Below are 25,943 nucleotides of genomic sequence, written 5' to 3' on the forward strand. Positions count from 1 at the left end.
CCCCCCAGCCCCTCACGCGAGGTCATAAGAAGCGTGAACGTACTCGTCGCGCCCTGGTGGACGCAGCATTGCGCCTGCTTGCACGCAAGGAGGTGGGGGAAATCGCGCTGCTCGAAGTCGCCGCGGAAGCCGAGGTCTCCAATGGCACCATCTACAACTACTTCCGCACTCGCGACGAAGTACTGGAGGCCGTGGGCATCACCCTGGCGGACGAGTTCTCCGATGCCATCTCCGCCCTGAGCACCAACGTACATAGCGGTGCCCAACGGCTTTCGATTGGCGTACGCATGTTCATACGCCGGGCTGCCGATGATCACCAATGGGCCAACGCACTGCTGCGCATCATCCATCTCGATCAGGCCATGCGCTCGCGATTGGCCGACCGTGTGCTTGATGACTTGCGCGAAGGGCACCGTGAGGGTGCCCTCACTTTCGAGGACGAAGGAATAGCGCGGGACATGGTGGTGTCGTGCACGACCGGGGCAATGCGCTCGGTCGTCGAGGGGCGCGCTGTGGCGGAGCATGATGTACGGGTCGCAGAAATGACCCTCAAGGCTCTGGGCGTTACACCCGCCAGAGCCAAGAAAATCGCCGGCCTGCCGTTACCCGCCACCTCCTGAACCCAGTCGCGCAGCGACTGGCAGGCCGTTGAAAAAAGCCAGAGCCCGTTTGGCTCCGGCAGATTAAAGGCCATCTTCTTCCAACCGATCCCAGCCCAAGCCAATGCGTGGACTTGGCCCCAAACAAAACGAGCTGTTCAGCTACACCACGCTGGAGCAGCGCATCCCAAGCGATCAGCCGCTGCCATCCTTGATGGGCACCTACGCTTGGAGGTGCCTGGTGAAAACCGCCGAGAATGGCTGTGCTGCGAGCTACTGCGGGCTCACAGGCCATCCTTGTCCAGGTGGTCGAAGTCGACGGGCTCGCCCGGATGCACGCCGAGCTGCTCGCGGATGTCCTCGAACATGGCGTCGTACTCGGCGTGCTCGGGCGCGATCGGGCCGCCGTTGAACGACAGGCCGTGTTTGGCCACGGCCTTGGAGATCGGGCTGGCAAAGTTGAAGGCGGTATCGCGATGCAGGTCGAACTCTTCGCTGAACGCACGCCCCTCGATGGTGCCGACCACCTTGAAATGCATCAGCATGCCTTCGACCGGGTCGCGGCGGACTTCGTAGAACACATCGATGTCGAAATTCGGCAGGTGTGGCATATCGAGTGGATTGGTGCGATGCAGATGACCTGGTTTGAACATGCTAGCCCCCATGGCCCGGCAGAATGGTTGGATGACGGTTTCTTGGGAGGGACGTCGCTTGCTGCATTTCCGGCAAGCGGGTCGTCCCTGGCCCGAATCACGCTGCCGAGGGCAGCAGAAGTGCCCGGCCAGGCAATTGCCGCGCCGCGCGATCGAAGGCCTGCCCCGCCGCGGACAGCGGCACCGCGATGCCGACCGGCAGTGCCAGTGCGCCTTCGCGCAAAAGACGCTGCAGTGCGTCGAGCGCTTCGTCCTCGGGCTTGAACACCACCCAGCCGTAGCGCGCCCCCTTGGCGCCCGCCAGCGCCTTGCAGCGGCGCAGGTCGCTGCGGGTTTGCCAGGCCCCGGCCAGCCAACCGCAGCTGTCGAAATTCGCTAGCAGCGGATGGACCGTGCTGGCAAAACCGAGCGCCCCTTGCTTGAGCGCGCCGATCAGCTTCTCCTCGTCCTGCCAGGCGCCGAAATTCAGCGCCGCATCGTAGCGCTGCGGCATCCCGGACAAAGGCTGGTGCGTGCGGTCCCAGACGGTGGTCGCGCCGAGTTCTCGGCAAGTGTCCACGTTCGGCGTGCTGCAGATGGCGGTCACCGCGGCACCTCAGCGTGTCAGGAGCTGGATGGCCATCCGGCCGAGCCCGCCGGAGGCGCCGTGTACGAGCACTTCGAGGCCTTTGGCGTTGTGCTCGTCTATGCCGGCCTTGCGCAGCGATTGCCACAAGGTGGTGAAGGTGTACGGGAAAGCCGCCAGCGAAACGGCGTCATGGCCGTCGACGAAGGGGCGAAGCCAGCGCGATTCGACTGCCACATGGGTCGCGTGAGCACCGCCTTTTCCCGTCGGGACCAGGCCGAAGGCGCGATCCCCCGGCTGCCATGCGGTGACGCCTAGGCCGACGGACTCGACGACCCCGGCGACATCGTTGCCCAGGACCAGGGGGAATTTCCCCGCCCCCTTGAGCTTCAGCAGGCGCTGGCCGTAGCCGCCGGCACGCTTGACGTCGATCGGGTTCACCGAGGCGGCCTCGACCCGCAGCACAACCTCGCCCTTGCCGGGACGTGGAACGGGCATGGCTCCGACCGAGAACACCGGCGGTTCGGCCGGGGACAGGCAGAGGAGCCGTTCGGCCGCGGTCATGCCACCACCACCCGGGTGCGCTGCCGGCCGAGATCCAGCGCGCCGTCGTCGGTGCGGATGCTCAGGGTCATGACATCGTTGGGTTGAAGGTAGAGCGGGTTTTTCGTCGCCTTGGCGATGAAGGCCTTCCATTTCCCGGCATCGGACATGAAATGCTTGAGGATGAACATGACCAGTTTGCCGGGTGCCTTGGCGGCGCAACCGGCCGGAGTCCCGGTCGCCACCAGGTCACCGGTGTGCATGCCGTGCAGCGATGCGAGTTCGGTCAGGGTCTGATGCGGCTTGAACAGCATTTCGCCGCAGTAGGCTTGCTGCCGGGCGATGCCATTGACCGTCAAGGTCATCTTCAGCTCGCGCCAGCGCCGCCACTCCTGGGGTTCGAGCAGGAGCAGCACCGGGCCGACCGGACCGAAGGTCTGGTAGCTCTTGCCCTTGTAGAACTGGCCCTGAGGCAGCTGGACATCGCGGGCCGAGACGTCGTTGACGATGGTCACGCCAGCCAGAACCTCGTGCAGCTTGTCCTCCGTGACAACCTCGCCGGGAACCAGATCGCGCCCGAGGACCAGACCCAGCTCGATCTCGTAGTCCAGCAGTTTCACGTGGGAGGGGCGCACCACGTCGTCGTACGGGCCGCTGATGCAGGAAGGCGCTTTGGTGAAGATCGTATTGAACGGGAAGTTCTTCGGATCAAGGCCGGATTCGCGCACATGGCTCTCGTAATTGACGCCCTGGCAAATGAATTGCTGGTTCGAGGTGACCGGCGGCAGGACGCGGACGCTGCTCAGCTCAAGCGTGGCCTGGGCCGGCGTGAGCTGACGGGCGGCCTCGCGCCCGTCACGAATCAGGTCGGCGGTGGTCGCGTAGCGGCCGTCCAGCGGCGCGACCTTGTCGCCGAAGACGACGCCCCAGCGGGGTTCGGTGTCGGCAGGTGCGTTGGCAGGGATGAAGCGGATCAGGGTGATGGCCATGGATCAAGTCCTAGTGTGTCGAATTCAGAGCCAGGGACGCGCCGGGGTATCGAGCGTCTTGCCGATGATGCGTAGCTTGGACAGGGTCAGGCGCCCCTGGCGGATGAGCTTCAATGCCCGCCAGACCAGGCCGAGCGACTTGGCCGGGAAGATCTTCTTGGGCGCGTCGTCCCCCCAGGCCCAGATGCTGCCCGTCGAAAACGGCACGTAGCGCGTCTCGTGATCGGCGGTGAATACGTCGCCATCGGTGTAATGCTCGAAGTCGAAGCCATCGGCGTCTTTCCAGTAATCGAACAGCTGGCTGCCGAGCAGGTGCCGGCCGATGCCCCAGAAGTGCTTATGGCCGCGGGCATGCATGACTTGCTGCCCCTGTCCCAGGGCGTCGAGGTCGATCACTTCCCAGGCGCTGTGTTCATAACGCGGCTGCAGAGCGCTCGCCATGACGAAGGTATGGTGATCCGCCGGCTGGTCGCCCAGGTCGAGGCGAAAGAAGGTGACCAGCGGCGAGCCGTCTTCCAGGTACTGCACGTCCGTCGGAATGATGCCGAGGTGGCGCATGTACCACTCGGACATCACCTCGAAGTTGCTGGTCTGGTAGACAACGTGACCCAGGCGACCGACCAGCGCCGGCTCGATGGGCGAACGGACCGTGCGGTTCACCCGCTGGATCTCGCCCAGCACATTCATTTCCCGGTGGATCGGCGACCGAGTCGGCAATGCCGGCAGCGATTCCCAGTCCGTGATCAGCCACAGTTCGGTGCCATCCGGATCAGTCAGTGCGACGCCACGCCCGCCGCCGGGAATGCGCTCCGGCGCCAGCGGCTTGGCATTGCTTTCGCGTTCCAGGCGGGCGAAATCGGTATCGGCCGGAACCACGAAGACCGAGCCGACGAAGCGCGAGGTCTCGCCTTTGGTGGCAACGAGGATGGCCGGCGCCGTCCCGGCGCCGCGCAGCACCAGTTGCTGCGCGGTGCGCGACACCGTCACCAAGCCGAAATCGTTCCAGAAGCGCTCAGCCTCGGCGAGGTCCTTCTTTTCGAAACGCAGGAAGGCCAACTGCGTAGCCTTCTGCCAGGCCTTCGGCCTGACCAGCTTCTTGACGTGGGCGGGCGCCGCGCTTTCCGGATATTCCGGCGGCACGCTCAGTTCCTGGGTGTGATTCATGCTGTTTGCTCCTCAATGCCTTCCTGATGGCTGCTCACCAGCCGGATTTCGCCGAGATAGAGGCTTTCGTCGAGTTCGCAGTCGCACTGCGCCTCGCCCAGGTCGTGGCGGACTTCAATGCGATAGCCGCCGCTTTTCTTGCCCAGGCCGGCGAAACGGAAGTCGCCGAAGGCGTCGCTGTGGGTGACCGCGATTTGTTTCCCGCTCTGATGGAGCGTGATTTCGGCACCGACGACGCAATCGACCACGCCGTCAACGCTGGCGCTGACGCTGCCGCCGATGAAGCAGGTGTCCCAGCGCTGCAGGCCCCGGTAATAGACCCTCGGCTTCGCGTTCAACTTGGGCAGCAGCACCTGCAGCCCTTCCTGGCGCGCCTTCGCCTGCATCGCCGCGTCGTCGAGTTTCACCGCTTCGAACACGTCTGTCGGACAAACCTGCTGGCAGCGCGGACCTTTCCAGCCGCCGTCGAGCAGGTGGGCGTCGAAGATCCAGGTCTGCGGCAGCTGCAGTTCCTCGTTCCAGACGATGGCCTTGTAGGGGCAGGAACGGACGATGTCCTTGCGGCCCTTGGCCTTGACCGGGTCGATGATGACGATGCCGTCGGCACGCTTGCTGATGGCGTCGCCGCCGACCTTCATGCACGGCGCGTCGTCGCAGTGATTGCACATCACCGGCAGGTAGGTCGTCTCGACCATCGGCGCCGCCCCCTGCACCCGCCGCAGAATGCGGATCGGCGCCTCGTCGGCGAGGGAGGCCGGCGCCGCGTAGCCCGGATAGTCGTTGCCAACGTGCTCGTCGCGCTCGGCGAGCACGCAGTTGTAGCAGTTCTCGCAACGACCGACATTGATGATCAGGTTCCACTTATTCATGAGCGACTCCCGCCTCGGCGCGCAGGCGCTTGAACGCGTCGGCGCCTTGCCATTTTTCGATCTGGACCAGGCATGAATTCGGACTCATGCTGCTGGTCCCCTGGGTTTGCGGCCGATCCGGGGTGAGGATGTTCATGCAGCCGCCGATTTCGACGGTCTCGCCGGCCACTTCCAGCATCTGGAACTCGGCGCTGGCCTCGTAGGACTTGACCACGCCCGGCACCACCAGCGCCGACACGTCGGCCGCGCAGATCACTGCCCCGCGATCGTTGTAGATCTTGACCAGGTCGCGGTGCGAAATACCGCGGGCAGCCGCATCGGCCGGGCAGATGCGCAGCAGCCAGAAATCGTGGCCGGCGATGCGCGCACGATGGTCCTGCACCCGGCTGGTCACGCCGTTCTTGCCATCACTTGAGGTGTGGAAGCTGTAGCGCGAGTGGGTCGCGATCATCTGCAGCGGATATTTGCCGACCAGCTCGGTTGTCCCCAAGCCTTCCCAGGAGGGGATGTAACGGTTGAGCGCCGGCCGGTCGGGGTTGTCCTTGGTGTGGCGCTTGAGGATTTCCGGAACGAACTCCAGCTTGCCGCTCGGCGTCTGCAAGCCCTTGCCGAACTCTTCCGCCCACTGCGACGGCAGCGGAAACGGCTCCGGCAGGTCCTTAGGACGGCCTTCGGCGAACCAGCGCATATCGACCGGCGGGCGCAGTTCGGGCCGTTCCGGCGGGACGATGTAATAGCCCTTGCGGCAGAAATCGGCCCAGGAGACATGGTCCGGCAGGTCGGAGGAGTCGAACACCCGCTTGACCCAGTCGAGCTCGCTGCAGCCTTCGGTGAACACGCCGCCGAGGCCCAGGCGTTCGAGGATGGCCGTGAAGATGTCGTAGTCCGAACGCGACTCGCCGAGCGGCTCGATGCACTTGTGCTGCAGCGCCACCACGCGATGATTGACCAGGGTATAGCCATGGTGGGCATAACCGCCGGAATTGCACCACTCGCCGATGTCCCAGCGCTCGAGCTGGGTGCAGGCCGGCAGGATGATGTCGGCGAACTGGGCCTCGCCCTCCATCCAGATCGACTGGTTCACCACGAACTCGATGCTGTCGTGGCGGTAGGCCTCGACCCAGCGCCCGGATTTCGTCACTGTGCTGAAGGACGAGCCGCCGTAGCGGTAGATCATGTGGATCGGCGAATAGCCGGCCATCGGATAGGTGAAGGGGGCGAACTGCGCCTCCTGCGACATGCCGTCCCACAGATAGCCGGTGGCGTGGCCATTGATGATGGCATCGGGCAACTGCTGCCGCGGCACCAGTTGCTTGACCGGGTTCATGGTCAGGATGTGCGGCATGCGCTGGTAATTGTTCACCGCGTTGCCGGTCCACATCAGGTCGCCGGAAATTCCGCCGTCGGCATAGCCGGGGAAGTAGAAGTGATGGTCCACCGGCGTGCCGATCTGCAGGCAGCCGAAATTGACCCCGGGTTTGCCCCAGCCCTGCATGCTCATCATCATGATCAGGCAGCGCGCCCACTGCTGGCCGGTCGCGCCGCGGCCGGCGCCACCGAAGCCGGCGCCGGTCATGCCGGTCGCCAGATAGACCTTGCGGTTACCCCACTTGCGCGCCAGGGCGCGCACGTCCTTGGCCGGCACGCCGGTCTCCCCTTCCTGCCACTCGGGCGTCTTGGCGATGCCGTCGGTCTCGCCCAGCAGGTAGGCTTTCCACTCGTCGAAGCCGGTGGTGCGGGTCGCGACGTAATCCTTGTCGTACAGGCCTTCGACGGCCCACACGTACATGATGGCAGTGGCCAGGGCGGCGTCGGTCTGCGGCCGGATCGGAATCCAGCGCCCGCCGAGCAGTTGCGCGGTCGGGTTGTTGTGCGGATCGATATGCACGAACTCGATGCCGAGCTCCTTGGCCCACAGGCGCCGGGTGGTGCCCTCGAAGCCGGCATAGGCGCCGTTGGTGCTCTCCGGGTCGCAGGACCAGAAGACCATCATCTCGGCTTCCTTCAGGCAGTCCTCGACGGCGCCATAGCCGGCCGGCACGCCGACCCGCATGGAGTTGCCGAAATGGTGCATGGCGCCCCAGTACCAGCCCTCCCAGCTGTCCGGGTTGGCGGCGACGCGGGTGAAGCCGATCAGGTTGGCGAAGCGCGTCAGCGAGCTGAGGTAATAGCCGACATTGCCCCACTGATGGTGGGACGACATCGGGAAGGTGATCGAGCCGGGCCCGTGGACGCGCTTCTGCCGGTTGATTTCCTTGGCGACGATAGTCAGCGCCTCGTCCCAGCTGATCGGCACGTAGGGCGACTTGCCACGGTTCTGCGGGTTGCGCTCGCCGTCGGGATCGAAATCGACCCGCTTCATCGGCTGTAGGATGCGCTTGTCCGAATAGACCAGGGATTTCAGCGACAGGGCGTGCGGCGCCACCAGCGCGCGGCGCTTGGGGCGGAAGGTCCTGCCGCGCGCCTGCAGCTCCCAGCTCGGCGCATCCTTGTCGTCCAGCTCGAGTGGCGTGACGCGCTGGATGCGCCCGTCCTTGACATAGATGAACAGCGGCCCGCCGTTGGTGCAGGTGGTGTAGCGCCGGGTGCCGTCGCGCATCGGCAGGCCCATCTCCAGGCCGACCGTCTGGCTGAGGTTGAGCATCTGGGTGAACCACACCACCAGATGATCCGGGCCCTTGGCGACCACCTTGAAATTCTTGGCGGCGTGGACGATCTCGCCCATATCCGGATTGGGCGAGAGGAATTTCAGCGCCGTCGGCAGGTCCTTGAACAACATGCTGACATCGGCCTCTGCCGCCGTGCCGGCGCGCGACGACACCTTGCCGCCCCTGATCTGCAGGAAGCGGCCGATGCTGCCGTCCTGCAGCCCCATATAGGCGGTGCAATTCTTCTGCTTCAGGCGCTCGCGGAACTTGGGATGTTTACGGGCAGTGAAACTGAGCACCTTTGGCAAGGCGAACAGTATGGTTTTCAGTATTATTTTTTTCATTCAGGTTGCCACCGGTGTTGGGGGTTCGAGGTGCTCCAGCGGGACGATTTCTCGGAACCTGTGGGTGGTGGGGGAAGCCGTCCGATTTCCGCACGGACTCCCGCCACCTCGCATTGGGGAAAGTAGAAGCGCGTCGTTCAACGGCCTGCGAGGCTGATCCATTGCCGGTAGTCCTTCGCCTGACGGCGGGACTTCAACTGCGCCCCGATCAACGCCATAAGTGGCGAGGTCCTGGGCCTTGTCCGCTTGCCCTGGCTGAGCAAGCCGAGTTGTTTCTTGACCACCGAGGCCAGCGCAAGCGATGCCAGCGCCTTGTTCTTCCAGGGCACGACGATGGGTTCCACTTCGCCGCCTTTACCCTCCCGCCACTGGCTTGGCAGGGCCGGCTCGATAGCCAGCGCAGTGGCCAGTCCCACCATCGACACCGAGCCGCTCACCACGCGCTCGGCAACCTGCTTTCTACGCACGCCGCCGGTGACCATCAGCGGCATGCGCGCTACGCCCCCGACCCTTTCGGCGAACTCGAGAAAATAGGCCTCTCGCGCCAGGCGACTGCCGTCGCGGGTCCGCCCCTGCATGGCCGGGCTTTCATAGCTGCCACCGGACAACTCGACCAGGTCGACCGCCTTGGCGTTGAGCATTTCCACCACGCGAACCGCATCCTCGGCATCGAAGCCGCCGCGCTGGAAATCCGCGGAATTGAGCTTCACGGCGACGCAGAAGGTCGGCGCCACTCGCTGACGAATTGTGTCGAGGGTTCGCAGGAGGATCTGCACACGATTTTCCAGGCTGCCGCCCCAGCGGTCGCTGCGCCTGTTGGTCAAGGGCGACAGGAATTGGCTGAACAGGTAGCCATGCGCAGCATGGACTTGCACGCCGGTGAATCCGGCGCGCTCGGCCAGTGCTGCGGTATGGGCATAGCGCTCGATCAGCGCCTCGATCTCCACCTCGCTCAAGGCCCTGGGCGGCGCAAAAGCCTTGGACAGACCGGGAATGTCGACGGCAACTGCGGAAGGTCCCCGGGCCGGTTGCCCCAAGGCAGCCAGCACCTGCCGGCCGGGATGATTGATCTGCATCCAGGCCTGCGCGCCGCGACTGCGGCAAGCATCAGCCCACTGCCTGAATCGATCCAGGTTTTGATCGGACTCGAGCACCACACCAGCCGGCCCGGTCAAGGCATGGCGATCGACCATGACGTTGCCGGTGATGATCAGTCCGGCCCCGCCTTCCGCCCAACGCCGATAGAGCCTGACCAGCGCTTCTCCCGGTGCGTGATCGTCATCGGCCAGGTTTTCCTCCATGGCAGCCTTGGCGATTCGGTTTGGAATCACCGCGCCACTGGGTAACCGAAGCGGTTCGAAAAGCCTTGAGCCGGTCATGTTCTGTCCTTCATCTGATGAAAAATCGGCCAGCCAGCGCTACGGAGCAAAGCCTTTGCAGCAACCAGTCGGCAGGCTCGGTGCTCCTTCAAGCGTTCTCAATCCGTCGAGGTAAGGCCCGTCTGCAGTCGGCAAAGCGGATGATCGACATCGGCCCAGCCGGCTTGATGTCCCTATCGGGAGTTAGCCTGAGCAGCAAAGAATTGAACACGCGTGTCCAATAAAGTCAATATAGCCATTCTCGACAATCCCCATATAGCTTGCTTAAACAGCCATACAGCCCTGCAATAACAGGCATATAACGTTTTCCGCATTGCAATGCGGATTTTCAATGCAAAAACATTGTTGACGCAGATCAAACACGCGTGTTCAATCCACTCATAGGCAATCTTGGAGAAAATGTGTGGAATCCCTGAATCCGACACAGCGCCGCATTCATCAGGCTGCTTTTCGCCTGTTCGCTGAAAAAGGCACCGCTCAGGTGAACATCCTCGACCTCGCGCAAGAGGCGGGCGTGGCGCGCGGCACGATCTACAGCAACATCGAGAGCATGGAAGGCCTGTTCGAGTCGGTCGCCAGCCATCTCGCGGGGGAGATGCATGAACGCATCAAGAAGAGCTTCGACTCCCTCGAAGACCCTGCTCAACGCCTGGCCAACGGCATTCGACTGTTTATTCGTCGCGCGCACGAGGACTCCCAATGGGGAGCCTTCATCCATAAATTCGCCATGAGCAATACCTCGTTGCGGGAAATGTTCACCAGTCAGGCGACTACCGATCTTCTGAACGGACTTTCCAGTGGCCGCTACAGGTTTCAGCAGGCGCAATTGCTTTCCGTCATGACCCTGGTAACGAGCAGCGTCCTGGGCTCGATTTTCCTGGTGCTGGAAGGGCACCGAACGTGGCGCGAATCGGGCTCCGACACGGCCGAGCTACTGCTCCGGGCATTAGGTGTGCCACCAGAAGAAGCTCGTGCGCTGGCGACCAACGAGCTACCGGCACTGCCCACACTCGACTGACCGCGTAACCGACCCAGCTAGACAACACTCCTGGACTTCCAGGGGTGCGGAGACGGCTTTGCTCTAAAAACCGGGATAAGAACAACAATGAACAGCAGAAATGATTTACCCCGGCTGGCGACACAACAACCTGCCCGCCACCCTGCCCCAACGGTCAAGGCTAAACGCCTTGCCCACCTGATTTTCGAGCGCCCCAACCTCGATGAGGCGGCGCGCTTTCTGACCGACTTCGGCCTGACCGTCAGCCATCGGGATGCCGATACGCTTTATCTGCGAGCGGCCGAACCTTCGCCCTACTGCTACCGCATCCATCGCGCGGCGCAGGCGCGCTTTCTGGGGTTCGGACTGGAGGTTCGCAGCCTGGACGACCTGAACCGCCTGAGCGGAATCCACGGGGCTTCATCCATCGAGGAGGTTGTGCATCCGGGCGGCGGGAAGCAGGTCCGGCTGATTGACCCCTCTGGTTTTATCGTGGAAGCCGTTTACGGACAGAGCCCTAGCGCATCCCTTCCGCACCGGCCAGCCCTGCAGTTCAACTTCGCGCAAGAGCAACTACGCATCAACGACACTCAGCGACCGCCGGTAGCGCCGCCGGAAGTGCTGCGGCTCGGCCATGTCGTTCTGGAGGTCGCCGATTACCAGGCGACCTGCGCCTGGTATACCCAGCATCTCGGTTTCATTCCCAGCGACGTGCAGGTCCTTCCCGACGGCACGCCTATCGTCACCTTCATGCGCCTGGACCTCGGTGAGATCCCGGCGGATCACCATACCCTCGCCATTGCCCAGGGCTTCATGGCGACCTACAGCCACAGCGCCTACGAGCTGGTGGATGCCGATGCGGTGGGCATGGGGCAGCGCGTCCTGCGCGAACGTGGCTGGAAGCACGCCTGGGGCATCGGCCGGCACATCCTGGGCAGCCAGATCTTCGATTACTGGCAGGACCCCTGGGGTGACAAGCACGAGCATTACTGCGACGGCGACCTCTTCACCTCCTCGCAGCCCACTGGCGTTCATTTAGTCAGCCCCGAGGCCATGGCCCAGTGGGGTCAGCGCATGCCCAAGAGCTTCACGCAGCCCAAGCTGAGCCTGGCCAGTCTGCGCGCGCTGATCCGCAACCTGCGACGCAGCCCGGACTTATCACTGCGCAAGCTGATAACGCTCATGCGGCTGTTCGGCTAGAGCTGCCGCCATGTCGGAAAACTCAACTAAATATGGCCGGCGGGATGTGCTTAAAGCCGGCGCCTTGCTCGCCGGCGGCTCACTGGTCTACAGCCTTGCCGCCCCCCATTCAGAACAACACCAAAGTCCTCGCACCACCGAGCGCGAGACAAACGCTGCCCCAGGAGTGCCTTCAATGCCTGCTGTACATGTAGTCCGCTTTGAATATCAGAACGCTATCCACTGGGGCGTTATCCGCCAGGGCCGTATCACGGTCGTTCCCGGCGCTTTCGAAACCACCGGCGAGTTCATCCGCCAGAACAGCATCGAAGATCTGCTTCAACTCAAGGGAACCGAGCTGGCCGAGAGCGAAGTCAAGCTGCTGTCGCCGCTGACCCGTAACCAGCAATTCGTCTGCCAGGGCGCCAACTACCGGCAGCACATGATCGAGTCGGGCATGGACCCTGACGCGAAGAAGTTCAACATGATCTTCACCAAGGCGACCAGCTGCCTGGTGGCGGCGGACAGCGACCTGATCAAGCCGCGCAACGTGCGCTTTCTGGACTACGAGATCGAACTGGGCCTGGTGATGAAACGCGCGATCACTGGCGCCACCACGGTTACCGACGCCAACCTGCATGAATTCATCGCCGGCGTAGTCATAGTCAACGACTACTCGGCCCGCGACATCCAGATTCCCCAGATGCAGTTCTACAAGGGCAAGAGCTTCCGCACTTTCGGCCCGGTCGGTCCTTACCTCTGCCTGCTGGATGCCAAGGACATGCATTACCTGAAGGCACTGCAGCTGCGCCTGACGGTCAATGGCCAGGTGCGCCAGAACGACAGCACGGCCAACCTGGTTTACGGCCCCGCGGAAACCCTCACCGAACTCTCGTCGGTTCAGGATCTCGACGCCGGCGACCTGCTCGCCACCGGCACCCCGGCTGGCTGCGCCTTGAGCATCCCCTCCCCTGCCAAGCAGCGCATCGCCGCCCTGATGCCGGAAGCCACCAAGTGGAAGCTGTTCCTCAAGGCCCAGGAGAGCCGGTCGCAGTATCTCAAGCCAGGCGACGTGGTCGAGGCGCGCATTCGCAGTGCCGATGGCGTGATTGACCTGGGCGCGCAACGCAACCGCGTCGTGGAGGAAGCCTAATGAGAGTGCAGACCCTGAGCGACATCGAAAATCTCGAATTAGTCCCGCTGGCGGAGCGCGGCTTACCGGCCAGCACCTACGAAGCGTTGCGACTCGCCGCCGAGCGCACCCCCCAGGCGCCGGCGCTCAGCTTCTTTGCCGATGCGGCCGACTTCAAGCGCACCCACGACTGGAACTACGCCGAGCTCTTCGCCGATATCACCCGTGCGGCCAATGCCTTCCACGACCTGGGCATAGCACCGGGTGAAGTGGTCGCCTTTATCCTGCCCAACCTGCCGGAAACCCACTTCACCATCTGGGGCGGCGAAGCGGCGGGCATCGCCATGGCGGTCAATCCGCTGCTGGAGGCCAAGCAGATGGCTGGCTTGCTGCACGCCGCCAAAGCATCCGTGGTGGTGATGCTCGCGCCGATGCCGGGCAGTGACCTGTGGCCCAAGCTGGCCTCGCAACTGGATCAACTGCCCGCGATCAAGCACATCGTCTGGGTCAGCATGGCACCCTATGTCGGCGCGGCTCGGGCCGACGGGATCAGGTCCCTGGAAGAAAAGGAGCGTGAGCTGCACAGCGGTGTCGCGATCCACGAGCTGCGGGCGCTGATGGACGCTCAGCCAGGCACACACCTGAAGAGCGGGCGGCAAATCCGCTCCGATGAGCGTTCCTCTTACATCTGCACCGGCGGAACAACGGGGCTGCCCAAGATCGCTGCGCGTACTCATGGGTCGGAGGTATTCAACGCGTGGGCCATGGCCACGCACTTACAGCCGCGCAGCAGTGGCCAGGTAATCTTTTGTGGCCTACCTCTCTTCCATGTCAACGGCCAACTGGTCACTGGACTGATGCCGTGGACCCAAGGTGACCATGTGATCCTGGGAACGCCGCAGGGCTATCGTGGCGAGGGTGTGATCGCCCGCTTCTGGGAGATGGTGGAACACTTCGGCATCCACTTCTTCTCCGGCGTGCCAACCGTCTATGCAGCACTGCTGCAAGCAGAGATGCAGGGCCGCGACCTATCCAGTCTGCGCTATGCCCTCTGTGGTGCCGCACCGATGCCAGTTGAGCTTTTCCGAGAGTTCGAGCAGCGGACCAGGGTGAAGATCCTCGAAGGCTACGGCCTCACGGAAGGCGCCTGTGCTTCCTCAGTCAATCCACCCCATGGCGAGCGCCGCATCGGCTCCATCGGCATACGGATCGCCTACCAGAACATGCGTGTGGTCGTGCTCGATGATTCCGGCGAGTACCTGCGCGATGCCGAGGTGGATGAGGTCGGCCTGATCACGATCAGTGGCCCTAACCTGTTCGACGGCTATCTGGAGGGGAGTCATAACCGGGGACTGTGGATCGATATCGACGGCCAGCGCTGGCTGAATACGGGCGATCTGGGTCGCCAGGATGCGCAGGGCTACTTCTGGCTGACCGGGCGCAAGAAGGAGCTGATCATCCGCGGCGGCCACAATATTGATCCCAAGCAGATCGAGGAGGCCCTGCAGGCGCACCCTGCCGTTGCCTTGGTCGCGGCTATCGGCAGCCCAGACGCTTACTCGGGCGAGGTGCCGGTCGCCTACGTTCAACTGCGACCGGGGCAAGCCTGCAACGCCGAAGAGCTGCTGGCGTTCGCCAACCTCCACATCAGCGAGCGGGCCGCCGTTCCCAAGCGCATCGAAATACTCGAAGCGCTGCCACTGACCGCCGTGGGCAAGCTATTCAAGCCTGCCCTGCAACAGCGCGAGATCGCCCAAGTCGTGCGCCAGGAGGCCGAGCGAAGCGGCCTTGCCGGCATCCAGGTGGAAGTCGTACAGGACGCCCGCCGGGGGTTGGTCGTGCAGTTGGCCGCCAGCCCTGATCGGGAGCGCTTAGCCGCCGCGCTGGGGCGTTACAGCTTTCAGGTCGAGTGGCTGCCATCAACCGCGTCGACCTCCACTCTCTGTCATTCCCGTAGCCAGTAGCGTTACCAAGGTCGACGCATAGCTTATGCAAACCCGTCAGTTCCACTTTTAGCACCGGAGTCAGTACCGCAAATCCCAGTCGAACAGCGTGCCAAACAACAACAAGAGGTAGTGAACATGAGCAACACGCGATTTCCCTGGCGGCGCGCCCGCCTACCACTGGCCATCGCCCTGGCCGGCAGCCTGACCACGCCGGCGTTCGGCCTGACCTTCAACCTCGGCGAGATCGAAGGGCAATTCGACTCTTCGCTCAGCGTCGGCGCCAGCTGGGCGCGGCGCGGCGCCGACCCCGAACTGATCGGCGCGACCAACGGCGGCAAGGGCGATGCCAGCGTCAGCGACGACGGCCGGCTGAACTTCAAGAAGGGCGAGACCTTCTCGAAGATATTCAAGGGGCTGCATGATCTCGAACTGAAATATGGCGAGTCGGGCCTGTTCGTTCGCGGCAAGTACTGGTACGACTTCGAGCTGAAGGACGAGAGTCGTCCGTTCAAGGACATCTCCGACAGCGGCCGCAAAGAAGGCGCCAAGTCTTCCGGCGCCGAGTTGCTGGATGCCTTTATCTATCACAACTATGTGATCGGCGAACTGCCCGGCACCGTGCGCCTGGGCAAGCAGGTGGTCAGCTGGGGCGAGAGCACCTTTATCCAGGGCGGGATCAACAGCATCAACCCGGTGGACGTGTCCGCTTTTCGCCGCCCCGGCGCCGAGATCAAGGAAGGCTTGATCCCGGTCAATATGCTCTATCTGTCGCAGAACCTGACCGAGAACCTGTCGGCCGAAGCCTTCTACCAGTTGGATTGGCAGCAGACGGTGGTGGACAACTGCGGCACCTTCTTCTCGCAAAACGATTTCGTCGCCGATGGCTGCCAGCCCCTCCCGGTCGGCCCGGATCTCAGCGCCAACCCGCTGGCCCAGGCCGCCCTGAGCCCCTTCGGCATCAGTCTGGGCGCGGAAGGCATCGAGGTGCCGCGCGTCGGCGATGACGATGCGCGTGACGGCGGCCAATGGGGTACCGCCCTACGCTGGTTCGTGCCCAGCCTGGATACCGAATTCGGCGCCTACTTCCTCAACTATCACAGCCGTCAGCCCTACGTTAATTCGATCTCCAGCCCGAACGTCGCCGACCTGTCCTTCGTCCCGCAGCTCTGCGCCAACCTTGGCATCACCGACCCTGCGGTCTGTGCCGGCGCCAGCGGCTCGGCCATCGGCCAGCAGTTGATCGGGGCCTATCGCCTCGGCACCTCGAAGTATCAGGTGGCTTACCCGGAGGATATCCGCCTCTATGGCCTGAGCTTCGCCACCACCCTGCCGACCGGCACCGCCTTGTCCGGGGAAATCAGCTACCGGCCCAACCTGCCGCTGCAACTCAACGGTAACGATCAGGTCCTGGCCGGCACGGGCGCCGCCGCCACCTCGCCGCTGCTCTCCTCGGGTGCTTATCAGGCGACCAACAATTCGCTAGTGCAGGGTTATCAACGCAAACCCGTGACCCAGGCGCAGATCACCGGCGTGCACTTCTTCGATCAAGTCATGGGCGCCGACCGCCTGACCCTGGTCGGCGAAATCGGCATGGTGCATGTCGGCGATTTGGAAGGCCAAGGCGGCCTGCGCTATGGCCGCGATGCGGCGTTCGGTCAGGGCGAGTTGTTCCCGGACAACAGCCTGTGCCTCACCAGCTCCGCCACGCCGCAGAACTGCAACGACGAGGGCTTCGTCACCAGCACCTCCTGGGGTTATCGCGCACGCGCGATCTGGGAATACAGCAACCTGATTCCGGCGGTGACGCTCAAGCCAAACCTGGCGTGGTCCCACGATATTGACGGTTATGCCCCCGAGCCGGGCTTCAACGAAGGCAGCAAGGCCATCAGCCTGGGACTGGATGCCGAGTACCGCAATACCTACAACGCCAGCCTGTCATACACCGACTTCTTCGGCGGCGATTACAACACCAACATCGATCGCGATTTCGTCGCGCTCAGCTTCGGCATGTCCTTTTAAGCAGGAGAGCAGATCATGAAACGCTTAATGCAAAGTACCAGCCTGAGTCTGTCACTGCTGGCAGGTACGGCACTGGCTGCGGTCACCCCGGAGCAAGCCGCTCAGCTCGGCAAAACCCTGACCCCACTTGGCGCAGAGCAAGCGGGCAATGCCGACGGCAGCATTCCGGCCTGGACCGGCGGCCTCGGCAAGACCAGCGGCAAGCAGAGCCCCGAGGGCTTTCTCGACGACCCCTTCGCCAGTGAGCAGCCGCTATTCACCATTGAGGCGAAGAACGCCGAACAATATAAGGACAAACTGAGCCCCGGCCAGTTGGCCATGCTCAAGCGTTATCCCGACTCGTACCGGATGCCGGTCTACCCCAGCCACCGCAGCGTCGCGCTGCCGGATTCCGTCTACGCCGCAGTGCGGTCCAATGCGCTGAACACCCAGCTGGTGGAAGGCGGCAGCGGCCTGACCAACTTCCAGACCGCCTACCCGTTCCCCATCCCGCAGAACGGCCAGGAAGCAGTCTGGAACCACCTTACCCGTTACCGGGGCGGCAGCATGAGACGCGTTAGCGTACAGGCTACCCCAGAGCAAAGCGGCGCCTTCACTCCGGTGAAATTCGAGATGGAGTTCGTCTACCGCGATCAGCTGAAGGACTTCGATCCGGCCAAGCCGGGCAATGTCCTGTTCTACTACAAGGAGGAGGTCAAATCCCCCGCGCGCCTGGCCGGCAGCGTATTGCTGGTACACGAGACCCTGAATCAGGTTCGCGAGCCACGCCTGGCCTGGCTCTACAACGCGGGCCAACGCCGGGTAAGACGTGCCCCACAGGTCGCCTACGACGGCCCCTATCCGGCCTCTGAGGGCCAGCGCGTGGGCGACAACTTCGATATGTATAACGGCGCGCAGGACCGCTACGACTGGAAGCTGGTCGGCAAGCGTGAGCTGTACATCCCCTACAACAGCTTCAGGTTGGACTCTCCCAAGCTGAAATACGATGACATCGTCCAGGCAGGGCACCTCAACCCGGAGTTCACCCGCTACGAGCTACACCGGGTCTGGGAAGTGGAGGCCAACTTGAAGCCAGGCGAGCGGCATGTCTATGCCAAGCGGGTGTTCTTCATTGATGAGGACTCCTGGCAAATCGTCCTGGCCGACCACTACGACGCGCGTGGCACGCTTTGGAGGGTTGGCGAAGGCCATCTACAGCCCTATTACAACGCCCAGGTGCCCTGGCTGGCGGTGGAAACCCTGCATGACCTGCTGAATGGTCGCTACATCGTTTCAGGCATGAAGAACGAGGAAAGTCAGGGTGTCGAGTTCGGCGTCAAAGCCCTTGCCGCCGACTACACCCCGGCTGCCTTGCGCAACTCCGGGGTCCGTTAAATAACGCTACTTAGTTAAAGGCCACAAGCCCGAGACCTCGGCCGCCACTACGATGGCGGCCTTTTTTTATCCAGCGTATTGTCCCAGGGTAGCGCTTGGGTGGTACGCGCTCTTTCAGGATGCTTCGGGCGAGCACAGACTACTGGCAACGCGCCATTAAACGACAATAATCAAATACCCCTGAAAGTGGAGTTTGCCAGTGAGCCCGTTTACGCTCAAAAACCCACTCGACAGTCAGGCCGAGTTTGCCTGGCTTCTCAGCACTTCACAAAGTGTTGCACCCTTGGTGCGTCGCGAACTGTTGGCCACCATCCACGAGTCGCTCCCCATCGCCCTGCTGGCTTCAACCTCCACCTACGGCATCGCACTGTGCGCTCAATAAGGTTTCGGACTTTGACTTGGCTGCAAAAGAGCTCGCCGCAGAAGCGACCAAGCTTTTGAGGGTGAAGTGTGAGGCGGAGCTCAGAGCCACCGACAAGCCATTCACAGAGGAGGAACAGGCTGTGCTGGACGAGCTCCACTCGGAGGAACTCTCGGAGATCAAGGGACGCCTAACTCGCGCTACGTCACTTGCTGCATTCAGCTCAAGACCATATATCTACAGCCCCAGCAGAGCTGGCACTGGAATCCAAGACCAGTAAGAGACACCTAGAACCACCCCAACCCGCACTATCAATGCCCAAGCCGGAAGCGCTGGCAATCAGTTAGAGGCTAGGCTACAAAACCGGGTATGGAGAATTTCGTAATTGCACCCTTACCAACCACAGCAAGAGCTACAGCGGCGACTTACCATCTAACGTTAAGCGCTTGATCGCGCGCATAAAATCCCAGAAGTTAAGCTTGACAGCCAAGCCTTAGCCGAGAATAATGCGCGCCACTTGGCTACGTAGCTCAGCTGGTTAGAGCATAGCATTCATAATGCTGGGGTCCGGGGTTCAAGTCCCTGCGTAGCCACCAAACATAAAAAAGGCTTGCCGAAAGGCAGGCCTTTTTTATTGCCTGCAGTGAGTACACCGTGGCTACAGCGCGCCCACACTTAGCCCCTCTTAGCCAGGCCGGCACTGAGAGCTCTCTAGACGGCTGCGCATCATCGAGATTCAGACGCGCCCAGCCGAGGTAGCTGCGCCGAACCAAAGCGCAACGTGGGCAGTCCAAACCTGGCATCACAATCACCAACAAGGTGACTGAGCGTTGGTATTCCGAAGACCAAATCAGGGTAGTGAAGATGGATAAGCGAACACGGCTCGAAAGCTTTAGTGCGCGGGAAGATGACCTGAGAGAGCCGGATGAGCTGTATGGCATCGGCCAGGCCAGCAGGCATCAGCCACGCCAACGCAATCTTGCGCTGCAAGTCGCCTTGGGTATCTGGCTCGGCGGCACGGCCTTGATGATCACCTGGTTCATCTTGAGCCTGCTCTTTGCCAACCTGGCTACGAATGTGCTGAACGGCAGCTTCACACCCAAATTTGGTAGTCTCAGCCCGGCAAGCTTCCAGCCTGAGCGCGCTGCCCGCCCGCAGTCAGCGCAACTCATCGAAATGCGCCTGGGCACCTCAACCGGTGTGACAGACGTGGTATGAAAGAACCCGCCTAAGCCGGACCAGAAAAACCTGACAGCTCTGGATCAGCGGGTTTAACTGCCGGCGCAGCAGGCGATCACACAGAGAGTGCGCGTACTCTCTCAGCTCAGCAACCGTAAGCCTTAACTCTGACCAAGCGGACGCAGGCGATATTGCGGCGGCAGTTGTTCCATGCCACTGACGGTAACGTTGAGGTTCTTCCAGCGGCCATCCTTGATGCCGTAGATACAGCCATGCACCGAGAGCGCCTGACCCCGATGCCAGGCGTTCTGCACTATGGTGGTATGGCTGACGTTGGCGACCTGCTGGATCACGTTCAGCTCGCACAGCCGGTCGACCTGCTCCTCTTCCGTGGGGAATTGTGCCAGGTGCTCGCGGTGTTCGTAGTAGAGGTCACGGATAGTGCGGATCCAGCCATCGATCAACCCCAGCTGCACGTCGCGCATCGAGGCGCGTACGCCTCCGCAGCCGTAGTGGCCGGTGACCAGGATGTGTTTGACCTTGAGCACGTCGACCGCGTACTGGATCACCGACATGCAGTTGAGGTCGGTATGCAGCACCACGTTGGCGACGTTACGGTGGACGAACAGATCGCCCGGCAACATGCCGACTATCTCGTTGGCCGGCACCCGGGCATCCGAGCAGCCGATCCACAGGTATTCCGGGGCCTGTTGCTTGGCCAGCTTCTCGAAGAACTCCGGGTCCTCCTGCTTGATCGCCTCGGCCCAGCGCTCATTGTTGTCGAAGAGGTGCTGTAGATCACTCATGCCAGATGCTCCCAGAAAACCGGATGCGCACCATACGGAACGCGTGTGGGTTTTGACAAGCCACGTATGCCCAAGGTCACAGTGCAGTATTCCTCTGCTTTGCAACCGATTATGTCGATGCCGGACACCCGCCCCTTTAGCCGACAACACTCATTGCCGCCGCAGCGGCCGGCTCAGCAACCAGAGGATCAGCAGTACGCCCAGCAACAGCACAGCGCTGGCGCCCCATTGCAGCGCACCGGCGTTGCGATACAGATCCCCCGGCAGCAGGCTGGGCGCGCGCAGCATGCGTTGCTCGGCTGCGGCGCCGCTAGTCGGGATATCGGCCAGACCGTCGCCATCGAGGTCCGGCAGGCTGCGGATGTGGTCGAGCAGGCCCTGCCACTCCTTGTATTCCTGCACGCCTGGGGTCTGCGGATCTGCGTCGATGACCGCCGCCTTGATCTCGGCCAGGGGCTTGCCCTGGGCGTCCTTGGGTACGACTTCAAGCAGGCCCTTGGTGAGATCGGCCATCAGCCAGGTGAAGCTGCCGACATAACTGCTGGTGCCGATGCTGTAGAGGCGCGGATCATGCAGATCCAGCTCGCGGTAGCCCTGCACGGCATCGCCCAGTTCGATCCGGCTGACCCGGTCGAACGGAACGCGATACGGGTTGTAGCTGAATTTCAGCCCGGAAACGCGTGGGTAGTAGCTATCGCTGTCGCGCAGTTGGTAGGCCAGCAGCAACACTTCGAGAATACTTTTGAGCTCTTGCCCGCTGACGTACACCTTGACCAGCGGGTAACCCGGCGCGTCGTCGTACTGGCCGATGCCAATTGGGGCAATGCGGAACAGGTCGGAAACCGCCTGCACGCCGTTACGGCCCTTGATCAGGTCATCGCGAATGGTGCCGTTACCGGTGAACGCCACGTCACTGCCGGTGGCATGCCGTAGGGAATCGGTGACCAGGTTGGCGAGAATCGGGTCGTCATGGTCACGGCTCAGGGTCTTATCGACTGTGGCCAACGGCTGATCGAAGCGATAGCCCTTGGGCGCCAACATCTGCTCGTCGACCACCCGTTTGAAACCTTCGACCCGAGTGCTGATCACCTCATCACCCAGGGTTTGATCGTCGAGCGGATGCAGGCTGTAGTCGAGCACCCGGGTTTTGCCGCTGTCATCCAGGCGCATATGCAACTCGCCGAGGTACTGGATCTCCGACCCCGCCTGCATCACCGGCGTATGTCCATTCACCAGGATCGGCTGCGCCAGCGCGACGTGCGAATGGCCGCCGACGACGATGTCGATGCCCGGCACCTGCTCGACCAGCTCGACCTCTTCGCCGCGCCAACTGCCATCGGCCTGCTGGCTGACGCCCATGTGCGACAGGAGGATCACCACATCGACCGCCTCCTCCTCGCGGAGTTTCTTCACCATCGCCTTGGCGGTTTCGATCGGGTCGGCAAAGCTCACCGGCGTCATCATCGGCGCCACGGCCATGGCGTTGTAACCGAGCAGACCGAACAGGCCGAAACGAATGCCGCCCTTCTCGATCACCTTGTACGGCAGAATGCGCCCGGCGTCGTAATGCGCCTTGAGGCTGTCATCGTCTTGGCGCGTCGGATCGAACTGGAGGTTGCTGGAGAGCAACGGCACCAGCGCCGCGCCTTCGGCCTGCTGTGCGGCACTGAGCATGGCGGCGAGACCCGCAGGGCGGAAATCGAACTCGTGGTTGCCCAGGGTGGCGGCGTCATAGCCCAGCTCGCTCAGCAAGCGCAACTCACCGCCGACCTCACGGCTGACGGTATGAAACAGCGTGCCCATGCTGAAGTCGCCAGCATCGAGCAACAGCAAGGGTTGCTCACCGGCCGCCGCCCGCCGCGCCTTGACCAAGGTCGACAAGCGCGCGATGCCGCCGACGGTGCCGTCGTCATTGCCGGTCGCCGGGGTGTATTCGTTGTTCGGGCCGAACCCGAGCAAGCGCGATTGCCAGTCGTTGGTGTGCAGCAGGGTAAAGCTGCGTTCGGCCGCCGGGGCCAGCATGGCCGCCAGCAGGCAGGCGGCCGCGAGCAAGGGGCGAAGCAGTCGCATCATGGTGTCCTTGGTCAAGCACTGGGAGAGGCGCCGCCGCTCTGGGCAGCGGGAATCCGGCCCAGTATGGTCGAGGCTCGCGCGGCGGACAGCGACCGATGGCGTCGACCGCTGTAGCCAATCGGGTCAGTTGGGCAGCACTTGTGCTCGCGCAGGCTCGGCCGTCGCTACTGCGCCGTCGAAATAGCCCTCCCAGCGGGTCGCCCTCTCGCTGCCGGCAAAATACAACCGACCGAGCGGTTACCGCTCCGATGGAGAGACCGAGGCCTGGCGTGCGAGGAGCCCTTCAGTCGAACAGGGTGCAGGCCATCACCAGCGCATCCTCGCGCCCACCCGCAGCGGGGTAGTAGTCGCGACGACGGCCGATTTCGTTGAAGCCGTAGCGCTCATACAGGCGGTAGGCGGCCTGATTACTGGCGCGCACTTCGAGGAAGCACTCGCCCGCTTTCAGCTCGCAGGCGCGCTGCATCAAGCGCTCCAGCAGCAGCAGGCCAAAGCCGCGGCCCTGGCTTTGCGGGGCGACGGTGATGTTCAGCAGGTGCGCCTCATCGATGATCACATTGATCACGCCGTGGCCGACTTGCTGCTCGCCTTCGAACATCAGCCAGCAGTCATAGGACTTCAGGCCATCCTCGAAGATGCCCCGAGTCCAAGGGTGGCTGAAGGCGGCGCACTCGATCTGCAGTACGGCGTCCAAATCCGCCTCGGTCATCGGGCGGAAGGTTACGGCATCACTCATTCGTAGACTCTACTTGCGGCTGTTGCCAACGGCGCATCACTCGACGCATGGCTTGCCACAGCTCGCCCTTGCGGATCGGCTCGTCCATCAACAGCTCCAGCCCCGGCAAGGCCCAGGCGCTGCCGAGGCCATCGATCTGCAGTTCGCGGTTATAGGCCTCGGCATCCGCCTCGCCGGCAAAGCGTACGGCCGGCAGGCCGACTAGCCAGAGGCAGGCGCAGGCGCTCTCTTCTTCCAGGCGCGCCGAGATAAAGCCCTGCACATACTCCATGGCGGCTTGCGGGCCCTGATCCAGGTTACCGCGCACCAGCAGCGGCCAGCGCACCGGCTCACCGATCAACTGCGGGCTGTCCGGCAGACCCGCGGCGCGCAGCAGGTCTTTGAGCAGCAGGTAGGCCGGATCACGGGAGGTAAAAGGTTCGCCAGTGGGCAATTCGACCAGCAGCACGCATTGCCCGGCACGCAGCAGTTGCAGGACAAAGCGCGGTGGCGGTTGAGGAGCGGGCTTGGCCGGCGTCGGCGCGGGCTCAGCCTCGACAGGCGCTTGCGGCTTGGCGCTGACCCGAGGTGCGGCGCTGGGTCGCGGTACCTCGACCTGCGGCCGCTCTAGCGGGCGCTCGACCGCCGCTGCCGGGGCAACCGCGGTCGCCACCGGCGCTACGGCCTCGACCTCCGGCACTTCAAGCGCCGGCTCAAGCGGGGCCAGCAGCTCCGGGCGTGACGCTGCGGCAAAAGGCAACGCCATCCGCGGCAGCCAGTTGGCAACCTGCATGGCGCTCAGGTAAGCCCGCCGCCGCAGTTCCGGAATCAAACGCCTGCCACCTGCGGATGCGCCTTCGAGCCGCCGGCCTGCATCAGGTTCAGGGCGTTGATATAGGCCTTGGCCGAGGCCACCAGAATGTCGGTGTCGGCACCGTTGCCGTTGACGATCCGCCCGCCCTTCTCCAGGCGTACGGTGACCTCGCCCTGGGAGTCGGTGCCCTGGGTGATGGCATTGACCGAATACAACTGCAAGTTGGCCTCGGAGTTGGCGATGGATTCGATCGCCTTGAACGTCGCATCGACCGGACCGGAACCCTCGGCACCGACGCTCTGCTCCTGGCCGGCGACGCTGATCACCAGCGTGGCGTGCGGCACTTCGCCGGTTTTGCTCGCCACTTCCAGATAGACCAGCTTGAAGTGTTCCGGCGCCTCGTCGGCCAAAGTGTCGGAGACCAGCGCCTGCAGGTCCTCATCGAAGATCTCGTGCTTCTTGTCGGCCAGTTCCTTGAAGCGTGCGAAGGCGGCGTTCAGCTCGGCCTCGCCGGCCAACTGGATGCCCAACTCCTCCAGGCGGGTGCGGAACGCATTGCGCCCGGAGTGCTTGCCCAACACCATCTTGTTGGTGTGCCAGCCGACCGACTGGGCGGACATGATTTCGTAGGTTTCGCGGTGTTTGAGCACGCCGTCCTGGTGGATGCCGGACTCGTGGGCGAAGGCGTTGGCGCCGACTATGGCCTTGTTCGGCTGCACCGGGAAACCGGTGATGCCGGACACCAGCCGCGAGGTGCTGAGAATGTGCGGGGTGTCGATATTGGTGTAGACGTTCAGCAGGTCGGCGCGGGTCTTGATCGCCATGACGATCTCTTCCAGCGCGGCGTTACCGGCACGCTCGCCGAGACCGTTGATGGTGCACTCCACCTGCCGCGCACCGGCGACCACGGCGGCTAGCGAGTTGGCCACGGCCAGGCCGAGGTCGTTATGGCAGTGCACCGAGAACACCGCCTTGTCGGCGTTGGGAACGCGATTGAGCAACTGGCGGATGGTTTCCGCGTATTGGTGCGGAATCGCGTAGCCGACGGTGTCGGGAATGTTGATGGTGCGCGCGCCGGCGTCGATGGCGGCTTCGATGATGCGGCAGAGGAAGTCGATCTCCGAACGGCCGGCGTCCTCGCAGGAGAACTCCACATCGGCGCAGAGGTTGCGCGCGCGCTTGACCGCCTTGACCGCCTGCTCGACCACCTGATCCGGCTGCATGCGCAGCTTGTATTGCATATGGATCGGGCTGGTGGCCAGGAAGGTGTGGATACGCCCGGAGTTGGCCCCGGCCAGCGCCTCGGCGGCGCGGTCGATATCGCCATCCACCGCGCGCGACAGGCTGCAGACGGTGCTGTCCTTGATGGTATCGGCAATCGCCTTGACCGCCTCGAAGTCGCCCGGGCTGGCAATCGCGAAGCCCGCCTCGATCACATCGACACGCATCCGCTCCAGCGCCTTGGCGATCCGCAGCTTCTCTTCCTTGGTCATGGAAGCGCCCGGGCTCTGCTCGCCGTCGCGCAGGGTGGTGTCGAAAATGATGACGCGGTCGTTGCTGCTCATGTCGGACTCCTCACGGCCCCACCGGGGATG

Annotated in this window: 22 protein-coding genes and 1 tRNA gene; 10 read left to right on the top strand and 13 right to left on the bottom strand. The window is 63.1% G+C overall.

The window, feature by feature from the left end:
• Positions 1–620 (top strand): TetR/AcrR family transcriptional regulator (locus tag FFS13_RS18680; protein ID WP_256657948.1); only part of this gene is annotated, 620 nt, incomplete at its 5' end.
• Positions 621–883: 263 nt separating this feature from the next.
• Here FFS13_RS18680 and FFS13_RS18685 read toward each other — a convergent pair.
• From FFS13_RS18685 to FFS13_RS18720, 8 genes are all read right to left on the bottom strand, one after another.
• The gene (locus FFS13_RS18685) at positions 884–1,252 is read right to left on the bottom strand and encodes a DUF5064 family protein (protein ID WP_137820564.1); all 369 of its coding nucleotides are present in this window, start codon (positions 1,250–1,252) and stop codon (positions 884–886) included.
• 97 nt (positions 1,253–1,349) lie between these two features.
• Positions 1,350–1,838, bottom strand: a complete 489-nt coding sequence (locus FFS13_RS18690; RefSeq protein WP_137820565.1) for a hypothetical protein — start codon at positions 1,836–1,838, stop codon at positions 1,350–1,352.
• Positions 1,839–1,847: 9 nt separating this feature from the next.
• Positions 1,848–2,381 carry an alcohol dehydrogenase catalytic domain-containing protein gene (locus FFS13_RS18695; protein ID WP_137820566.1) on the bottom strand — a complete coding sequence of 178 codons (534 nt, stop codon included), beginning with the start codon at positions 2,379–2,381 and terminating at the stop codon, positions 1,848–1,850.
• Positions 2,378–3,349, bottom strand: a complete 972-nt coding sequence (locus FFS13_RS18700) for a fumarylacetoacetate hydrolase family protein (RefSeq protein ID WP_137820567.1) — start codon at positions 3,347–3,349, stop codon at positions 2,378–2,380. Before FFS13_RS18700 ends, FFS13_RS18695 begins: the two co-directional genes overlap by 4 nt.
• Before the next feature lie 24 nt (positions 3,350–3,373).
• Entirely contained in the window at positions 3,374–4,513 is a 1,140-nt protein-coding gene (locus tag FFS13_RS18705; protein ID WP_137820568.1) for a VOC family protein, read from the bottom strand.
• Positions 4,510–5,382, bottom strand: a complete 873-nt coding sequence (locus tag FFS13_RS18710) for a 4Fe-4S dicluster domain-containing protein (RefSeq protein ID WP_137820569.1) — start codon at positions 5,380–5,382, stop codon at positions 4,510–4,512. The genes FFS13_RS18705 and FFS13_RS18710 overlap by 4 nt, the downstream gene beginning before the upstream one ends.
• Positions 5,375–8,374: a molybdopterin-dependent oxidoreductase gene (locus FFS13_RS18715; RefSeq protein WP_137820570.1), complete on the bottom strand. Its 3,000-nt coding sequence runs from the start codon at positions 8,372–8,374 to the stop codon at positions 5,375–5,377. The genes FFS13_RS18710 and FFS13_RS18715 overlap by 8 nt, the downstream gene beginning before the upstream one ends.
• Positions 8,375–8,511: 137 nt before the next feature.
• Complete coding sequence (locus FFS13_RS18720) at positions 8,512–9,753, bottom strand: NADH:flavin oxidoreductase/NADH oxidase family protein (RefSeq protein ID WP_137820571.1); 1,242 nt, start codon at positions 9,751–9,753, stop codon at positions 8,512–8,514.
• 403 nt (positions 9,754–10,156) lie between these two features.
• On the opposite strand from FFS13_RS18720, the gene FFS13_RS18725 reads away from it, so the two are divergent.
• From FFS13_RS18725 to FFS13_RS19880, 9 genes are all read left to right on the top strand, one after another.
• Complete coding sequence (locus FFS13_RS18725) at positions 10,157–10,771, top strand: TetR/AcrR family transcriptional regulator (RefSeq protein WP_137820572.1); 615 nt, start codon at positions 10,157–10,159, stop codon at positions 10,769–10,771.
• Between the two features lie 87 nt (positions 10,772–10,858).
• On the top strand, positions 10,859–11,950 hold the full coding sequence (locus FFS13_RS18730) for a VOC family protein (RefSeq protein ID WP_137820573.1): 1,092 nt from the start codon (positions 10,859–10,861) through the stop codon (positions 11,948–11,950).
• 175 nt (positions 11,951–12,125) lie between these two features.
• Positions 12,126–13,082 (top strand): fumarylacetoacetate hydrolase family protein, encoded by a 957-nt coding sequence (locus FFS13_RS18735; RefSeq protein ID WP_137820574.1) that lies wholly within the window; start codon positions 12,126–12,128, stop codon positions 13,080–13,082.
• Positions 13,082–15,025: an acyl-CoA synthetase gene (locus FFS13_RS18740; RefSeq protein ID WP_137820575.1), complete on the top strand. Its 1,944-nt coding sequence runs from the start codon at positions 13,082–13,084 to the stop codon at positions 15,023–15,025. Before FFS13_RS18735 ends, FFS13_RS18740 begins: the two co-directional genes overlap by 1 nt.
• A gap of 117 nt (positions 15,026–15,142) precedes the next feature.
• On the top strand, positions 15,143–17,026 hold the full coding sequence (locus FFS13_RS18745) for a DUF1302 domain-containing protein (protein WP_137820576.1): 1,884 nt from the start codon (positions 15,143–15,145) through the stop codon (positions 17,024–17,026).
• A gap of 15 nt (positions 17,027–17,041) precedes the next feature.
• Complete coding sequence (locus tag FFS13_RS18750) at positions 17,042–18,400, top strand: DUF1329 domain-containing protein (RefSeq protein ID WP_137820577.1); 1,359 nt, start codon at positions 17,042–17,044, stop codon at positions 18,398–18,400.
• A 199-nt stretch (positions 18,401–18,599) separates the two neighbouring features.
• The gene (locus FFS13_RS18755) at positions 18,600–18,782 is read left to right on the top strand and encodes a hypothetical protein (RefSeq protein ID WP_137820578.1); all 183 of its coding nucleotides are present in this window, start codon (positions 18,600–18,602) and stop codon (positions 18,780–18,782) included.
• 498 nt (positions 18,783–19,280) lie between these two features.
• Positions 19,281–19,357: transfer RNA gene (locus FFS13_RS18760), tRNA-Met, on the top strand.
• Between the two features lie 223 nt (positions 19,358–19,580).
• On the top strand, positions 19,581–19,979 hold the full coding sequence (locus tag FFS13_RS19880) for a hypothetical protein (protein ID WP_178084165.1): 399 nt from the start codon (positions 19,581–19,583) through the stop codon (positions 19,977–19,979).
• 122 nt (positions 19,980–20,101) lie between these two features.
• Here FFS13_RS19880 and can read toward each other — a convergent pair whose 3' ends face one another.
• The 5 genes from can to FFS13_RS18790 all read right to left on the bottom strand — a co-directional run bounded on the left by can (position 20,102) and on the right by FFS13_RS18790 (position 25,913).
• Complete coding sequence (can, locus tag FFS13_RS18770; protein WP_137820579.1) at positions 20,102–20,746, bottom strand: carbonate dehydratase; 645 nt, start codon at positions 20,744–20,746, stop codon at positions 20,102–20,104.
• 150 nt (positions 20,747–20,896) lie between these two features.
• Positions 20,897–22,816 carry a bifunctional UDP-sugar hydrolase/5'-nucleotidase gene (locus FFS13_RS18775; protein ID WP_137820580.1) on the bottom strand — a complete coding sequence of 640 codons (1,920 nt, stop codon included), beginning with the start codon at positions 22,814–22,816 and terminating at the stop codon, positions 20,897–20,899.
• A 286-nt stretch (positions 22,817–23,102) separates the two neighbouring features.
• Positions 23,103–23,555 carry a ribosomal protein S18-alanine N-acetyltransferase gene (gene rimI / locus FFS13_RS18780; RefSeq protein ID WP_137820581.1) on the bottom strand — a complete coding sequence of 151 codons (453 nt, stop codon included), beginning with the start codon at positions 23,553–23,555 and terminating at the stop codon, positions 23,103–23,105.
• On the bottom strand, positions 23,548–24,366 hold the full coding sequence (locus FFS13_RS18785) for an energy transducer TonB (RefSeq protein ID WP_137820582.1): 819 nt from the start codon (positions 24,364–24,366) through the stop codon (positions 23,548–23,550). Before FFS13_RS18785 ends, rimI begins: the two co-directional genes overlap by 8 nt.
• Positions 24,363–25,913: a 2-isopropylmalate synthase gene (locus FFS13_RS18790; protein WP_137820583.1), complete on the bottom strand. Its 1,551-nt coding sequence runs from the start codon at positions 25,911–25,913 to the stop codon at positions 24,363–24,365. The genes FFS13_RS18785 and FFS13_RS18790 overlap by 4 nt, the downstream gene beginning before the upstream one ends.
• Between the last annotated feature and the right edge of the window lie 30 nt (positions 25,914–25,943).

Source organism: Pseudomonas sp. 2FG, from assembly GCF_005502935.1.
In the GTDB taxonomy this organism is placed as follows: domain Bacteria; phylum Pseudomonadota; class Gammaproteobacteria; order Pseudomonadales; family Pseudomonadaceae; genus Aquipseudomonas.

Bases quoted from the DNA above. Each gene is read 5' to 3' on its own strand.
- FFS13_RS18685 (WP_137820564.1), bottom strand. From the start codon at position 1,252: ATGTTCAAACCAGGTCATCTGCATCGCACCAATCCACTCGATATGCCA.
- FFS13_RS18695 (WP_137820566.1), bottom strand. From the start codon at position 2,381: ATGACCGCGGCCGAACGGCTCCTCTGCCTGTCCCCGGCCGAACCGCCG.
- FFS13_RS18700 (WP_137820567.1), bottom strand. From the start codon at position 3,349: ATGGCCATCACCCTGATCCGCTTCATCCCTGCCAACGCACCTGCCGAC.
- FFS13_RS18705 (WP_137820568.1), bottom strand. From the start codon at position 4,513: ATGAATCACACCCAGGAACTGAGCGTGCCGCCGGAATATCCGGAAAGC.
- FFS13_RS18710 (WP_137820569.1), bottom strand. From the start codon at position 5,382: ATGAATAAGTGGAACCTGATCATCAATGTCGGTCGTTGCGAGAACTGC.
- FFS13_RS18715 (WP_137820570.1), bottom strand. From the start codon at position 8,374: ATGAAAAAAATAATACTGAAAACCATACTGTTCGCCTTGCCAAAGGTG.
- FFS13_RS18720 (WP_137820571.1), bottom strand. From the start codon at position 9,753: ATGACCGGCTCAAGGCTTTTCGAACCGCTTCGGTTACCCAGTGGCGCG.
- FFS13_RS18730 (WP_137820573.1), top strand. From the start codon at position 10,859: ATGAACAGCAGAAATGATTTACCCCGGCTGGCGACACAACAACCTGCC.
- FFS13_RS18735 (WP_137820574.1), top strand. From the start codon at position 12,126: ATGCCTGCTGTACATGTAGTCCGCTTTGAATATCAGAACGCTATCCAC.
- FFS13_RS18740 (WP_137820575.1), top strand. From the start codon at position 13,082: ATGAGAGTGCAGACCCTGAGCGACATCGAAAATCTCGAATTAGTCCCG.
- FFS13_RS18745 (WP_137820576.1), top strand. From the start codon at position 15,143: ATGAGCAACACGCGATTTCCCTGGCGGCGCGCCCGCCTACCACTGGCC.
- FFS13_RS18750 (WP_137820577.1), top strand. From the start codon at position 17,042: ATGAAACGCTTAATGCAAAGTACCAGCCTGAGTCTGTCACTGCTGGCA.
- can (WP_137820579.1), bottom strand. From the start codon at position 20,746: ATGAGTGATCTACAGCACCTCTTCGACAACAATGAGCGCTGGGCCGAG.
- FFS13_RS18775 (WP_137820580.1), bottom strand. From the start codon at position 22,816: ATGCGACTGCTTCGCCCCTTGCTCGCGGCCGCCTGCCTGCTGGCGGCC.
- rimI (WP_137820581.1), bottom strand. From the start codon at position 23,555: ATGAGTGATGCCGTAACCTTCCGCCCGATGACCGAGGCGGATTTGGAC.
- FFS13_RS18790 (WP_137820583.1), bottom strand. From the start codon at position 25,913: ATGAGCAGCAACGACCGCGTCATCATTTTCGACACCACCCTGCGCGAC.